The 14,699-nt window shown below is 37.6% G+C and carries 12 protein-coding genes; 2 read left to right on the plus strand and 10 right to left on the minus strand.

The features are described 5' to 3' along the window. Positions 1–57: 57 nt before the first annotated feature. From F959_RS10745 to F959_RS10760, 4 genes are all read right to left on the minus strand, one after another. Entirely contained in the window at positions 58–420 is a 363-nt protein-coding gene (locus F959_RS10745) for a hypothetical protein (RefSeq protein ID WP_017196649.1), read from the minus strand. A 100-nt stretch (positions 421–520) separates the two neighbouring features. Then, a complete protein-coding gene (locus tag F959_RS10750; protein WP_004880038.1) occupies positions 521–985 on the minus strand; it encodes a DUF4124 domain-containing protein in 465 nt (154 codons plus the stop codon). Positions 986–1,119: 134 nt separating this feature from the next. After that, positions 1,120–5,625, minus strand: coding sequence for a translocation/assembly module TamB domain-containing protein (locus F959_RS10755; protein WP_004880040.1), 4,506 nt, complete (start codon positions 5,623–5,625; stop codon positions 1,120–1,122). A gap of 48 nt (positions 5,626–5,673) precedes the next feature. Next, positions 5,674–8,394, minus strand: coding sequence for an autotransporter assembly complex protein TamA (locus tag F959_RS10760; protein ID WP_004880041.1), 2,721 nt, complete (start codon positions 8,392–8,394; stop codon positions 5,674–5,676). Between the two features lie 165 nt (positions 8,395–8,559). On the opposite strand from F959_RS10760, the gene F959_RS10765 reads away from it, so the two are divergent. Beyond that, a complete protein-coding gene (locus F959_RS10765; RefSeq protein WP_004880043.1) occupies positions 8,560–9,879 on the plus strand; it encodes an MFS transporter in 1,320 nt (439 codons plus the stop codon). A gap of 3 nt (positions 9,880–9,882) precedes the next feature. Continuing rightward, positions 9,883–10,518, plus strand: a complete 636-nt coding sequence (coq7, locus tag F959_RS10770; RefSeq protein WP_004880045.1) for a 2-polyprenyl-3-methyl-6-methoxy-1,4-benzoquinone monooxygenase — start codon at positions 9,883–9,885, stop codon at positions 10,516–10,518. Positions 10,519–10,568: 50 nt separating this feature from the next. Here coq7 and F959_RS10775 read toward each other — a convergent pair whose 3' ends face one another. From F959_RS10775 to F959_RS10800, 6 genes are all read right to left on the minus strand, one after another. Then, positions 10,569–11,027, minus strand: a complete 459-nt coding sequence (locus tag F959_RS10775; protein WP_004880048.1) for a hypothetical protein — start codon at positions 11,025–11,027, stop codon at positions 10,569–10,571. Positions 11,028–11,145: 118 nt separating this feature from the next. Next, positions 11,146–11,697, minus strand: coding sequence for a DUF2799 domain-containing protein (locus F959_RS10780; protein WP_004880050.1), 552 nt, complete (start codon positions 11,695–11,697; stop codon positions 11,146–11,148). A 40-nt stretch (positions 11,698–11,737) separates the two neighbouring features. Beyond that, the gene (locus tag F959_RS10785; protein ID WP_004880051.1) at positions 11,738–12,172 is read right to left on the minus strand and encodes a 2-amino-4-hydroxy-6-hydroxymethyldihydropteridine diphosphokinase; all 435 of its coding nucleotides are present in this window, start codon (positions 12,170–12,172) and stop codon (positions 11,738–11,740) included. After that, positions 12,129–12,509 carry a dihydroneopterin aldolase gene (folB, locus tag F959_RS10790; RefSeq protein WP_004880054.1) on the minus strand — a complete coding sequence of 127 codons (381 nt, stop codon included), beginning with the start codon at positions 12,507–12,509 and terminating at the stop codon, positions 12,129–12,131. Before folB ends, F959_RS10785 begins: the two co-directional genes overlap by 44 nt. Before the next feature lie 56 nt (positions 12,510–12,565). Beyond that, entirely contained in the window at positions 12,566–13,864 is a 1,299-nt protein-coding gene (locus F959_RS10795; protein ID WP_004880058.1) for an ABC1 kinase family protein, read from the minus strand. A gap of 57 nt (positions 13,865–13,921) precedes the next feature. Continuing rightward, complete coding sequence (locus F959_RS10800; protein WP_171056560.1) at positions 13,922–14,650, minus strand: HesA/MoeB/ThiF family protein; 729 nt, start codon at positions 14,648–14,650, stop codon at positions 13,922–13,924. Positions 14,651–14,699: the final 49 nt, after the last annotated feature.

The raw sequence follows: 14,699 nt of genomic DNA on the forward strand, positions 1-14,699 counted from the left end.
AAAACAATGAATTAAATGCATAAAAAAAGACAACAACGTTGTCTTTTCATTTTAACATTAGAATAATTTATAGTTTGGCAATTTATCATGTGGTGTTGCCAAACATTTATCAGTGTATTCTTGCTTTAACTTTTCACGTAATGCTTCTGGATCAGATTTCAATTGATCTGCTGGAATTGCATACACATTTTCAATAATTTCAAAAATGAATTTACGTGTCGTTTCATCTTCGATTTTACCCGCATGTTCTGTTGCTTGTTTCTGTTCAATTCCATTTTGGCGATCTAAAGTAATCGAACGTGCTGCATTCCCCACACTGACGCAATAGCCATGCCATTTTTCTTCAGGTGTTAACGGCTTTTTTTCAGCACAACCAACCAAAGCTAAACCCAATGCAATCAATAGAACTTTTTTCATCATCATACTGCGGCTAATCGAATGCACACATCATACTGAAACTCAGTCATTTTGCAAAAAAGATGTTTTTAAAACATGGCTTCCATTAATAAAAGCATACAAATTATTTACTACAATGCATGTTATTGCCTGTTTTTTGACATTTACCACCAGTCGCTGACAAATAAGTATTACCCTGAACTAAGTTATAGTTCTTACCTTTGGTATCCCAACATCTCACCCCATTACAGCTTTTTAAAGGAATATTCACCTCTATTTTTGCACTCACAGTGGTATTCTTTGCTGGAGCATTTACTGTTGATTTCACTGTAGTTGAATTGGTTTTAACCTCATTAATAGATTGGGGTGGGATTACAGCAGTCGGCGACGGTGCCACTGCATTTATTTTTTTCTGTGCAGGATCAAGTTGAGGTTCTTGTTTTTTAGCTGGCGGTGGCGTTGCTGAGTATGTTGTTACACCATGTGCATCAACCCACTTGTAATATTCTTTCGCATTCACATGAAATACACTACTCAGCATACAAATGCTTACAGTTGCCAAAACCTGACTAAAAGTGACAGATTTCATCTCATTTCTCCAAAAAATGTCGTTTATTCTTTAATTTTCAATTACTTATATTAATTGTATCACATTTATTTGCAAAAATAACCACAAACAAAAAACCTGCTTTATCGAAATAAAGCAGGTTTGACTGAAATGGATTAGAAACGCCAATTATAGAATATATCGATCGCTCTTTCTAAAGACTGACTTGCTTCCAAATACAATCGTCGATTCATTTGATAACGCAATGTTAGTTTATTCACTGGTGTGAACACACCAATGCCATAACGAATGAATAGATCAGGTGTGATATATCCCGTTAAACTCACTTGTGTATCATCACCTGTTCCTTGTGCATCAAGCGCTAAACCACTCAATCCGAAAGTACGTCCAATTTGATTGGTTAACGCTCGTGTTCCACCAAGCCCCATACTAATACCCGCAGCGGCAATGGTGTTATTTACATCCGACTTAAAGCCTTCGGTATTACTCAAGCCTGTATTACCCTCATTGATTCGACCAGTTAACAATGCATTTAGTGCTTCTTGTTCAGATAAGCCTGCATCGTTATAAACCTGTACATTCGGAACGGTTGCTGTACCAGTCACACGTACGCCTACCATGCTGCCTTGGACAGGTTTATTCGCATCTATATCAAGAGTTGGGTTTGCTAATGGCCCATTAAAACGCGCGATTGCTCGATTAAGATCTAAGCTTTGACCATAAGCTTCAATTTTAACTTTTTGACTTACACCAATTGCACCATTGGCACGCATTGCAGTTTCTAAACCACGTTGAGATAAATGTAGACGACCGACTAAAGGAATATTACTTTCAAAGCCTTGGAAGATGACTTGATTTCCTAAAGTTACTGTCATATCTGCACGGATTTCCCAAGGTTTAGCTGCTTTCAAAGTTGCTAATAAATCTTGACCTTGCTGTACGACACGAACATCTGGTGAAACATTAACTACAGTTGCAGAACTTTCTGGCATCGAGATACGAGCACGTGGCACATCAATTGAACCTTTCAAACTTAATTTTTGCTGGAATGGATAAACATCCAAACTTAAATCAGGTTGCACAATCGCAGTGATCATCGGTGCTTGTCGTACCAGTAAATTGTCACCTTTTAATGTTAAAGCTAAATGTGGATCATTTTTCCAATCAAAGCTACCTTTGAGACGCCCTACACCACGACCGCTGTTAAATGCACCATCAATACTTGCTGAGTCTTGGCGAATCGATGAATAAAGCTGAATATTGCTAAGATTCACAGGTAACGAAATCATACTGATCGCACCATTTTTTAATCGCATCTCACCCGTAATCTGAGGCTGAGTCAGTGTTCCATTGACCTTACCAGCGAGTGCCAACGTGCCTGACATTGAACGTACATCTTTGATGAAAGGTTTAAATACTTTTAGTTGAACGTCATCAAATGCAACTTCACCTCGCATCGGCATGTTATTTTGATATGGATTGATAATCACATTGGCATAACCTGTACCAATATCAGGTGTTTTCATATCAACACGGAACAACAAACCATCATTCACACTTTTCGCAATCAGACTTAACTCGTCATATGTTACTGTCGTTGCAATATCTTGTGGATCAGCCGCAGCTAAACCAATTTCACCTTTACGTGTGACCAGACTAGCATCAAGTTTTGGTCGACTACCATTTACCCATGAGCCACGTGCATAACCATTTAACTGGCCAGTAACGGCTAAGCCTTCAGGCATAAATGCTGCAAAGTCATTGAGTTCAAGATTTTTCGTGACAACAGAGAAATGGCCTTTGGCTTTACTTAATCGTGCTGCCTGATCTAAACACAACTGACTATTTGAACTCTGCCAACAATGCTGACCAATATATAGTTCAGACAATGAGGTTGTATAAATGATTGGCACATTTTGACTTTGCACTAAGTTGACACGTCGTGAGCTAAAGTTGCCTTTTTGCAATTGCCCTAACCAATCATTATTTGCATTGAAGCCACCAGCAAGTTGAACATAGAAATTTGACTGGCGATTTTTACTTTCAACTTTTAATAGATGTGCTTTTCGAGTTCCAGCAAGACTGACAACTGCATTTTCAATTTCTTTATTTCCACTACGTAAATTATCAATTTTTGCAGTCAATAAAGTAGGCGTTGTTTCAGATGTCGGTAATTCACCTTGGATGCGCAAAGACTTAGTGCTCACCAAATCATTGAATGCAAAATCATCAACTGCAATATTTGCTGTAGCTTTCAAACGCGGTTGCGATTGGATATTTAAACTACCGTATGCACGACCTTGCAAACCTGGATATAGCTCATATAGTGCAGGTGCATTTAATTTGATTTTTAAGCTTTGAGCATTGCCTGTTGCTTGCAATTGATTTTGAGCATACGCAAGGAACAAATCATTTGCTTCAAACTGTTGCGGCAAGAAGCCTTTTTGGTTTGAATCAAGTAATAAAGTAAGATTTCCACGACCACGTACAGGTTTGTTATTAATAAAACCTGCTGCATTTAACTGACGAATATCAATACGTTTCAATTGATCTGACCAAACGCCTTGTGATTTTACATGACCCGAAATTTCACCTTTGACACTAGAAACAAAGTACTGTGGTTTAAATCGTACTAATGAAGCATCAATATCCCAGCCTAATTTATCTTTTAGATTTACTGAACCTGTAGCAAACAGTTTACCTGCTACGCCATCATGTTTGAGTTCATTCACTTTAATAAATTCTGGTGTTCCAGCTATATCGATTTTTAATAAACCATTACCCTGATTTAAAGCATTTAATGAACCGTCGTATTTCACAGCAAAGCTTTTAAAGCCACCACCTGCTTTTTGATCGTGGAAAATGAGTGCGGCTGTACTTTTACCTTTTAAAGCAATCGTTTCATTACTACCCGCTTGAGCAAGCTGACCTTTTAAATCAATCTGCTCTAACTGAATAATTTGTCGATTTGGCTTGGCAAATCCTGTCGCTTTAATTTCACCATTTAGCAAATTCACGGGGGCTGAAGCCGAAACTGTTTGTGGATTAAAGTCTTGTGCTTTGAGCTGAGCTTGCCAAGAAAGTTGTTGCTTTTCAGATGGTAGTTTTACCTTTGCTTGACCAACTAAGCTACCTTTAGCAGCTTGATAACTAAAGTTTTCAACATCTAACAGACTGCCTTTTACATCAAGACGTGCATTGTACTTACCTGTTGGTAATATTGTTTGCTCATGCGGGCGTACAGTTGTCGATAGATAAATATCTTGTTGACCCTCTTTCAAGGCAATATTGGTTTGACCTTCATCACTGCTTAACCAACCAATATAGGGAACAGCACGGTCGATATTTTTCCAAGAAACATCTAATAGCATCGGTTGAGGCTTTTTGTCCTTCGCTTCAGCTTGGTTAAGCTTTACATTCCATGTTTCATATTTATCAAAAGCCAATTCAGCAACTAATGCCAAACCTTTTTCCATTGTTCCCGATGAACTAATATTCGCATCTAAATTCGGTGGTAAAAAGTCTTGAGCAACTTGGGGTACGGTTTCATTTTTTGGATTCAAATGACTTAACCGACCTTTAATATCCCAAGAAACATGCTCATGCCAATTGACCAAACCATTTAAGGCAACAGATCCATCCATGAGTTGCCCATTAAAATCTCGTATATTCAGTTGATTTTTTAGGTCTGTATCCATAAGCGCATTGTATTTGCCTTCTGGAATTTGTTCGCCCTTTAGATCAGTATCTAAATTAATGACTAATTTCTGAATATCACCACGAAAACGTGCAACACCATCTTTAGCAAATAGCTTTTGCTCTTTCAGTAATGGCACATGGTAGTTTTTAAATAATAGTTCGCCATTCATGGGAACATGATCACGTACAGGATGAACCACGACCCAACCTGTCAACATATCAGGCGTTTGTGTTGCAATGCCTGCCTTTAAGGTATCCAATGTACCCGTCGCAACAAGCTTAATGGTTTTAATATCTAGACTATTGAGTGCAGGAATGATCACATCAGCTTTGGCATTCAGTGGATATTTACCACTAAAGTCCATTTCACCTGTGGCATTTTGTAGGGCTAAGTAGCCCATATCCATACGTGAATCTTCAAAATTCAGCTTTGTACCTGACCATAATGCATCTTTTAAATAAATATCATTAAAATCAACCGTTGATGTTGTTGTTTTTATTTCTAAACGATCTAAGGTCGCTTCATCTACGCGCAGAACAAAAGGTAATTTAATTGCATCAAAAGCAAACGGCTTACCTGATGGTGGATTTTTATTAATAATGACCAGATTCTTGATATCAGCATGACTCAAGTGTATTTCTTTGTTTAAAATCGCACGCCAACCAAGTGATACATCTGCACGATCTATTGAGACATTTACTGCTTTCAGTTGTACAAGTACATTTTTTAGAATAATGCCTGAAAGTAAATTCCCACCTTCATATTCATACTTAATAATTTGCTGAGTCTGAAGTACACGATCTAGTAGAAAGCGGCTACCTTTATCTGTAGACATCATTACTAGCACTGAACTTACCAATAGTAAAAGCGTGATAAATATAATCAGCACAATACTACGGAAAATATGCCGTTCAGATTTAGGTCCAGTTGGAGGTGTTAATTGCTGTTCTACTTCCGTCATAATCAACCTGAAAATTATTTGACCTTTTAAAGGAATTTTTAAACTGTATTAAAGCTGCGGACCAATAAAGAAATGTAATCGAATAGGATTGTTATCATTTGAAATACCTGATGCAACATCTAATCGAATTGGGCCAATTGGCGATCTCCAACGAATACCAACACCAATACTATATTCTGTCGGATTGTTGAAATCTTTATCGTAAGCATTACCAAAATCAGAAAAAATTGCTGCTCGCCAGCCATCTTTAAACTGATAGTTATATTCTAAAGAACCGACCCCTAACGCTTGTCCACCGATCTTATAACCGTTTTCTTCTGGCGATAAACTCTTGTAGTCAAATCCACGTAATGACTGATCCCCACCTGTGAAGAAACGCAAGTTATAAGGTACTTTATTAAAGTCATCAGTGAAAATATAACTTGCATCACCACGACCAACAAACTGATGGTCATCGTTTTCACCTAGTGAATAAATAAATCTCCAACCAGCAGTTAAGATCGCCATGTTTGCGTCAGAAAGTAATGATTCAGTTCCCAGTTCAACTTTGTAGGTTTGTTTAAAGCCTTTGGTTGGATTTAAACGTGAATTCGCATTGGTTTTAGATAGTTCATAACCAAACAATAGAGATTCTTGTTCGGAATCCATTCCTGAAACTTTAAATGCATCAGGTAACTCATTTACATCAACATCACCTTTTTTAGTGAGTCGATCTAGACGATAACGAACACCCATCGTATGTTGCCAATCACCGAGCGGGTTTTTAATGACACGCTCACCACCCAATACCGCAGATTCAACAAGCAGATTTACATCTGGACCAATATCGTCACGCTCTTCACGCTCATAACCACCAACAAGGTTAAAATAATCATTTAATGGATGTTTGTAAGGAATGCTATAGCGTCCATCAATTGATTGACGAATTTGTGAAACCTCAATATTGGCATCAAATGCATGTCCATACTTATTTACAATCGCACGTCGATATTGGCTACGAATACGTGCCCCTGTATCCGTACCATACCCCAGACCTGTTTCTAAGCTGTTTAAACGATCTGCGTTCAATGTCACAACAACTGGGATTTTTTTCTCGATTCGCGTTTGCTCTTCTAGTTTTTGTCTTTCCTCTTCCTCATCATCGTGATCATGCGAGAGTGGCATTGCACGTGCGATTGCGTATTGTTGTGACTCGCCACCAGAGAACTGTGATTCATCCACAACATCTTGAGTCACCTCTTCAGCAGAAACGACTTTTTGCCGAGCCAAGTCTGCCTTTTGCTGGCTACTCATCAGTTGTGATTGTTGAATATTTTGTTGATCAACCAATGCCTGTAAATCGGGTGCTAATTCTAAAGGCGGTTGAATCGGGTCTGGCTTGATCGTATCAACCAAGGTGTAGTTAAAATAACGGGTATTTGTGAGGTTGTTTGCTAATGCGTTAACACGCCAGAAAGCATAGTCATCATCTTCTTTCCAAGGAGCTAAGCTATCCAATACTTTTTGTGTTAGTGGTAAAGGCTTACTCGGATCACTCATCCGATACTCAACTTTTTTAAGCTTATAACGGTCGCCTGTCTCATATTTCAGGTTAATTTCCGCTGTCTTATCTGGTTGAGTAATTTTTACATCGTGTAATCGCCAATAAGCATCAAAGAAACCATTGTCGGTTGCAGCGCTGACGATTTTAGTTTTAGTCTCTTCATATTTACCGTGATTGAAGATATCACCTTCATCTTGCTCAGGAATTAAGCGAAGAACTTGGAGTTGTGGTAAATTCTCACCCGCTCCAGAAAACTCAATGTTTTGTTCTTTGATTTTTACTGGTTCATTCGGCGTAACGTTGACTTTAACCTTGCTATCACTGACTTTTTCAAATTTAAATTCAGCATTGTAATAACCTACTGCTTGTGCAGCTTGATTTGTAAGTGATCTTAATTGTGGTAATGCAACGTTGAAATCTTCAAACGACTCTTGGGTAAAAGTAGAAAGCTTAGCCTTGATATTCGTTGCCAATATCGCTGGCGCACCTGAAACATCTGCTGAAATACGGGGTATTTTCTCAGCATTGAGTAGATTATCAGGATGTAAACGATTCCAAATTCTTTTAAAGAAGCCAACTTTTTCATCTTTCTTATCATCATTGACTTGCAATTCAGGTAGTGTTCGCCCTAATTCATTTGCTTCAACAACAATCTTGCTGTCTGTTTGGATTTCCTGCATTAATTGATCAATATTCACAGGTGCTTTGGTAATCTCTGTCAATTCCGCCTGCGAAGCATCATTCACCAATACATCGGACGTTTTAGTCGGATTATCACGATAATTTTTCGCATCATTTTTTGCTTCTTCAGCAACACGGAAAATTTCGTCTGCCATATTTTGATCAACAGTGACCGTTGGTAAATCTTCTAAGTTGTCGTCTAACTGAATTGGTTTCAATTCGTTAATTTGATTTACGGATTGTTCTTGCTGTTTTAACGCGTCCAAACTGTCTTGCACATTGATATTCGAATTTGGTAAAGCATTGACCAATTGGGTATTAAACGTCGTTGTTTCTTGTACAGTGTCTGAATCAACTGTTGTTGTAGGTTGTTCAATTGTTTCATTTTTCGACAGATCAGAAACCTGCTCTTGAGCACAAGCAACTGATATACAAGAACTAATTAAAAAACTACTACAAATAAGTTTAGGAAAGCCCTGCATTTTAAATATTAAATGCATAGAATGAACCAGTGTTGACTGTTTAAACTTAGCTTTAGATGGCATGTGAAACTCTAAACTTATTTTTAATTTATCTTTTTTTGATGGGTGAAAAGTTCTTCAAATCGTTGATTTTCATCCAATCAAACATTGAAAGTATCATACATGCATTTTGTAGTATTTTTACAGTAAGTCACATTTTTTTATAAAACACAATGAAGTGAACACACGATGAAACAAGATGACCACTTAATGACATCACGTCGGTTTGTTCCGATGTTTTTCACACAATTTTTTGGGGCACTGAATGACAACGTTTATAAACAAGCTTTACTCTTAGTCATTACCTATGGTTGGATTCAGCAACAAAGCGCACCCATTAGTACTTTAAATAATCTTGCTGCACTTCTTTTTATTCTACCTTACTTTTTCTTTTCAGCGACAGCAGGTCAAATTGCTGATAAATATGAAAGATCTCAGCTTATTCGATTTATTAAAATATTAGAAATTGTCATCATGCTCATCGGAACAGCAGGCTTTTTACTTGGTAATTTGTGGCTGTTATTGTTTGCTTTATTTCTTATGGGTACACATTCGACCTGCTTTGGTCCAATTAAGTACGCCATCTTGCCTGAAATTTTAAAACCTCAGGAATTAATGTCTGGTAATGCATTATTTCAGTCGGGTACTTCTATTGCAATTTTACTCGGTATGATTTTAGGTGGCGCTGTCATCGCCTCGTCTGAAGGAAACTTATTGTGGATTAGTATCACAGTTGTCACAATTGCCTGCTTAGGCTATTTATGTAGCCGATTTATTTTACCTCAAAAAGTTGCTGAACCAGACTTAAAGATTGATTGGAACTTTGTCCGTACTAGCTTTCAGACATTAAAATACGTCAAAGGCATTCCAGTTGTTTTTATTATTTTGCTGGGTAATTCTTGGTATTGGTTTTATGGCGCTACGTACCTCACCCAAATTCCTCAACTCACTCAACAAAACTTACATGCTTCTGAAAATGTCGTGAGCTTATTACTGACCTTTTTCTCTGTAGGAATTGGTGTTGGTTCACTACTATGCAGAAAGATTGGCGGTAGTGATATCAATATCAAGATGGTGCCCTACGGTGCTGTTGGTCTGACTGTATTTGCACTTTATTTAGCTGCAAGCCTTGCTTTTGTTCCTGAACGCACGGGTGAGCTTCTCAATCTTGGCGACATTTTTACTCAAGGTTTAGTCTATTATCACGTAATGTTAGCAGTCACTCTACTGGGTATTAGTGGTGGTTTCTATATCGTGCCACTGTACGCCATGATGCAGGCTTATTCTCCGCGCTCTCATCGTGCGCGTGTTGTGGCCGCGAATAATATTTTAAATGCTGTATTTATGGTTTCATCTGCAATTTTCTCAATTTTAGTCTTAAGCATTTTAAAAATTGATATTAAAATCTTATTTATTATTACAGCTGTTTTAAGTGCATTTTTCTCCATTTGGTTGTTGAAACGACTAAAACCACTTATTGCAAATGTTCCAAACACTTTAGAGGATTAACTTATGCGTCAGTATACAGGTCTAGATAAGCTGATTAATTCATTTGACCAAGCATTACGCAGCTTAGTCCCTGGTGCAACGAGTGCTCAACGCGGTAATCCAGCAGATCATGAACCATCACAACTGTGCGTGAGTGATGCTCGTCATGTTGCAGGTTTAATGCGTGTTAATCATAGTGGCGAAGTCTGTGCTCAAGCGCTTTATCACGGACAAGCATTGACAGCAAAACTCCCTCATGTTCGTGAAGAAATGCAACAAGCAGCCATCGAAGAACAAGACCATCTTGCTTGGTGTGAAGAACGTTTAAAAGAGTTAGACAGCCATACCAGCCTACTTAACCCGATTTGGTATGGATTGTCTTATGGCATGGGTGCAATTGCAGGAATTGCTGGCGATAAATATAGCTTAGGTTTTGTTGCAGAAACAGAGCGTCAAGTCAGCCAACATTTACAAGATCATATTCAACAATTACCCGAACATGATGAGCGTTCACGTAAAATCTTAGTACAAATGAATGAAGATGAGCTTCATCATCGAGATACAGCACTCAATGCGGGTGGTGTTGATTTACCTGTACCTGTTCGTATCACCATGACAGCCATTTCTAAACTCATGACTAAAACCAGTTACTATCTATAAAGGATAAAGGGCGTTTCAACACAACGCCCTTTTTTATAATCAATCACAGATCATTTAACAATAATCTTACCATGCATGTTTGCTTTTTGATTATGCCAATAACTTTGCGAATATCTATTTTGATCAGTAAAAATCACATAAATTATTTTATCTTTTTTGAACTGTAACTGATCTTTGCCCTTTTTAACAAAGAACACTCGTTTGCTATTCACCCATACACGTTTTGCATCATCAATTTTGATGGTTGCTAATTTTGAACCATCAGCTTTTTGAGCAACCCAATCTTTTTGATGAATGCTTTGATTTGATATCATTTGTTGAGGTTGTGGTGTGACGAAACCCGACGTTGCATTTTCTTCTTTGCTTTTATAAATATCACAACCTTGCATTTCACTCACTTGTGTACAACCTGATTGGATTAGTAACTCTCTATATTTGGCATCAATCGCATACGCCGAGTTCATTGCGCTACACGCAAGTAAGCCCAATATCAGATATTTAATTTTCATGCCGTTCCTTTCAAATAATTCATGTGAATATTCAAACACTGCTTAAGCTTTTAGTATGTGTTTCAATTATTCTATTTATAAAAAAACCTATAGCAGCACCATAGGTTTTAGGATTGGATTAATTCAATCCATGTTCTGCTTTAAATCTTTCAAGGTTCCTTACAGCATCTTGATAACGATATTGAACTCTGCTGCTATTTGAGCGTAAATCGTATAAACGCTTTTTATAGTCATCTCTAAGCTTTGATGATAAATCTTTACGTTCTAATTCTCTCAAATAATAACTGACATCATTTTGTGAGCGATCAAATTCAGAATTTGCTTGGTAGTATTCATTAGCAACTTGGTAATATGAACGTAACGCATCACGCTTTTCAATTGGACAAACTTGATAATTCCCGCGTCCTTCTATTGCTTCATAGAAGATTGATTCAGGACGACAATAATAACTTAAACCTTGCTTATAACCTTTTTCATAAAGCGCTTGATTCGGAACAATATTCGCTTTCTGACACGATGAATAGTATTTATCTAATCTTGACTCTCGTCCTGCAGAACCGTCTTTTTCACCAACACTTGTCCAGTTTGCCGTTTTACATTGATCAACACTCATGGCTGCACAACCAGACAGTAAAAGACTTAAAAATGAAATTTGAAAAATAATTTTCATAAAATTATTCCTATTATTATGGTGTTACAAACAACAAAAATTACATTGTAATGACAGGATATTGCAGCTCTGCATTATATTTCAGCGCATCATCTTGCCATAATTCAACTAAAGGAATTTTCACATCTACTGCTAATGGTAGCTTCTTTGAATTAAATTGCATATGGTTCAAATCTTTGCCCCAAGCAATAACATCGATGTCTAAGCTGATATGATGCGATGGCCGGATACGTCCAGATTGTAATTCTAATTTTTTTAATGTCTCAATCATATCCTCAACAGACAAGGTACTTGTTAATAAACAAGCGGAGTTCCAATAATCAGCACCGACACCATCACGACATGGGATTTGATAAATAGAAGAAAATTTCACTTTACCTAATTGCTCAATTTGAGCATAAGCAAAACTAAAGTGCTGTTGTTGCTGGACATTACTCGCCAGTGCGAGCGCAAAAATCGTTTCTGTTGCGTTCAAGGCGAATTCCTACTGCAGTTGCTTGAGCAATAATTGCAGGTTTACGAATAGTGATAATAATAGATTCAATCGAAGAAAAAGTCTTAAATAAACTCTCTAGAACCAGTTGAGCAGCATGCTCAATTAACTTGGGTTGTGCTTGTTGGATCACTTGTGCAGCTAGCTCACAAATTTGAGCATAATTCAGCGTATCGTCTAACTCATCAGACTGAGCAGCCTGACTCAAGTCATTATGAATCGTTAAATCCAACATCAAAGGCTGAATGATTTGGCGTTCCCAATTAAAACAACCAACAACCGTATCAACTTTTAGCCCTTCAATAATAATGGCGTCCATTAACTCAGCATCACATAAAGTTTCCCCCTTAAAACAAGGGGGATTTAAAAGAATTTTTAGTGCTTCAAGAATGAAGCAGGTTCGATATTGTGAACCATTTTCAAACGTTGGTCAGCATAAATATCGGTATATGGTGCGAGAACACGCATGAAACGATCAAAATATAGCATTTGCTTGAATAATAGCGCAAAGTCACGCGGGAATTTGATGCCGTGACGTTCACCAACCCCTATCATATCCATCATAATGTCATTAAGATCAGCTGGATTTGAAGTCAGAATCTCTTGAGGATCAGCTAAAAGTACACCACTAAATAAACGCTCGAGATCGTCAGCTAAAACTTGGGTATCAATTTTCTGATGCGTCATCCCCATTTTGAGCATATTTTCAGCCATAGCCGTGTAATTGGTATGCTGCAAAGCATCCATAAATGCCATACATGCCGTCCAAACTTCTGGTTTTAATTGACCAACAATACCGAAATCAATAAAACCGATACGACCATCTTCAAGCAACATTAGATTCCCTGCATGTAAATCTGCATGGAAACTCTTACATAACATTAAACTACCAAACCATGTATTCATGGCTGTAATCAATACTTGTGTTGGATCTTTTGCATATTTCTTTACGACGTCAAAATCAGTTAAAGACACACCATACAATCGTTGCATCGTTAAAACACGGCGCGTAGAGAATTGGTGATAAACCTTTGGCGCAGTTGCAGCTTGATTACCTGAAACATTTAGGTACTGTACAAAATCATCAAGATTTTGTGCTTCTTCGATAAAATCAACTTCGCGTACCATACGTGTTTTGATTTCATCAACGATTTCAGACAAAGAGGCAAATTTGATTTTAGGAACTGCCTTTTCAAGGAGTTTTGTTGCCCAATGAACTACATTTAAATCTGTGTATAGAATCGTTTCCACACCAGGTTTTTGTACTTTTAATACAACATCTTCACCTGTAACTAATCGAGCCGCATGTACTTGTGCGATTGATGCCGATGCTAAAGGCTTTTCATCAATAAAGCTAAAGATTTCATTTAGATTCTTACCTTCAAATTCTTCAGCTAAAACTTGTTGAATATAACTAAAAGGCAAAGTTGGTGTTTGATCTAAACAACCTTGGAACTCTTCAACATATTCACGAGGGAATAAAGATGGTGTACTTGCGATGAATTGACCAAGTTTAATATAAGTAGAACCCAATGATTCAAAAGTCTCACGCATAAGTTTTGCGTTACTTGGTTTTTCAGTTGCGTATTTTACACCTGCCTGTGCTGCAACCATCACTGTTTCACCGATACGTGCAACAGAACGCAATCCATCGAATAAAATATTTCTTTTCATAATCTTTCATTGCCTCATAGATGGTTTTAGTTTATCAAATTTAACGGCGTTTACCGATTAAGTTGCCTGACAAACTGGACAATTTGCATCTTTTTCAAATTGCAAAATACGCTGTGAAAGATTTAAACCATTCCAAAGCAAGAGTTTCTGTTTAAGTGGCGTTAATCCACGGCCTAAGAACAACAAAGTATGATGTGCTTGTAATGACGCTATAATGACAGGCGTAGTGGCTAGTACACCTGATTCTGCGCAGCGCAACCCTTCATTTGCATGATTTTCTTTAGGAAATAGACACTCATAGCATGCAGTCTCAGCATCAACCATAAATAACTGCCCTTCGAAACCAATCGCTGAAGCACTAATTAATGGGATTTGATATTTTCGACAAATCGAATTGACCAAGTAACGCGTACTAAAATTATCGCAACCATCTAAAACTACATCTTGATGCTGTACTAAATCATCAGCATTCGTTGGGTCAAAACGTATATTTTGATAGTTCACTTGTATATGCGGATTAATTGTTTGTAGATGCTTAGCCAAAATCTCTGCTTTGTAACGGCCTAGATCATTCAATGTAAATGCAATTTGTCTCTGAAGATTACTCATCTCAATGGTATCAGCATCAACAATCGTAATTTTACCCACACCTGCTCGTGCCAACAGCTCAGCACTTGTACAACCTATGCCACCTGCACCGATAATCAAAACATTGGCGAGTTTGAGTTTTTCTTGTGCTTCAATGTCCCAACCATCTAATAAAATCTGACGACTATAAAGATGCATTTCATCATTACTTAGCTCAAATTCGTTTTCTAAATGGTTTGACACAACA

Origin of the sequence: Acinetobacter venetianus RAG-1 = CIP 110063 (assembly GCF_000368585.1) — a bacterium.
Lineage (GTDB): Bacteria > Pseudomonadota > Gammaproteobacteria > Pseudomonadales > Moraxellaceae > Acinetobacter > Acinetobacter venetianus.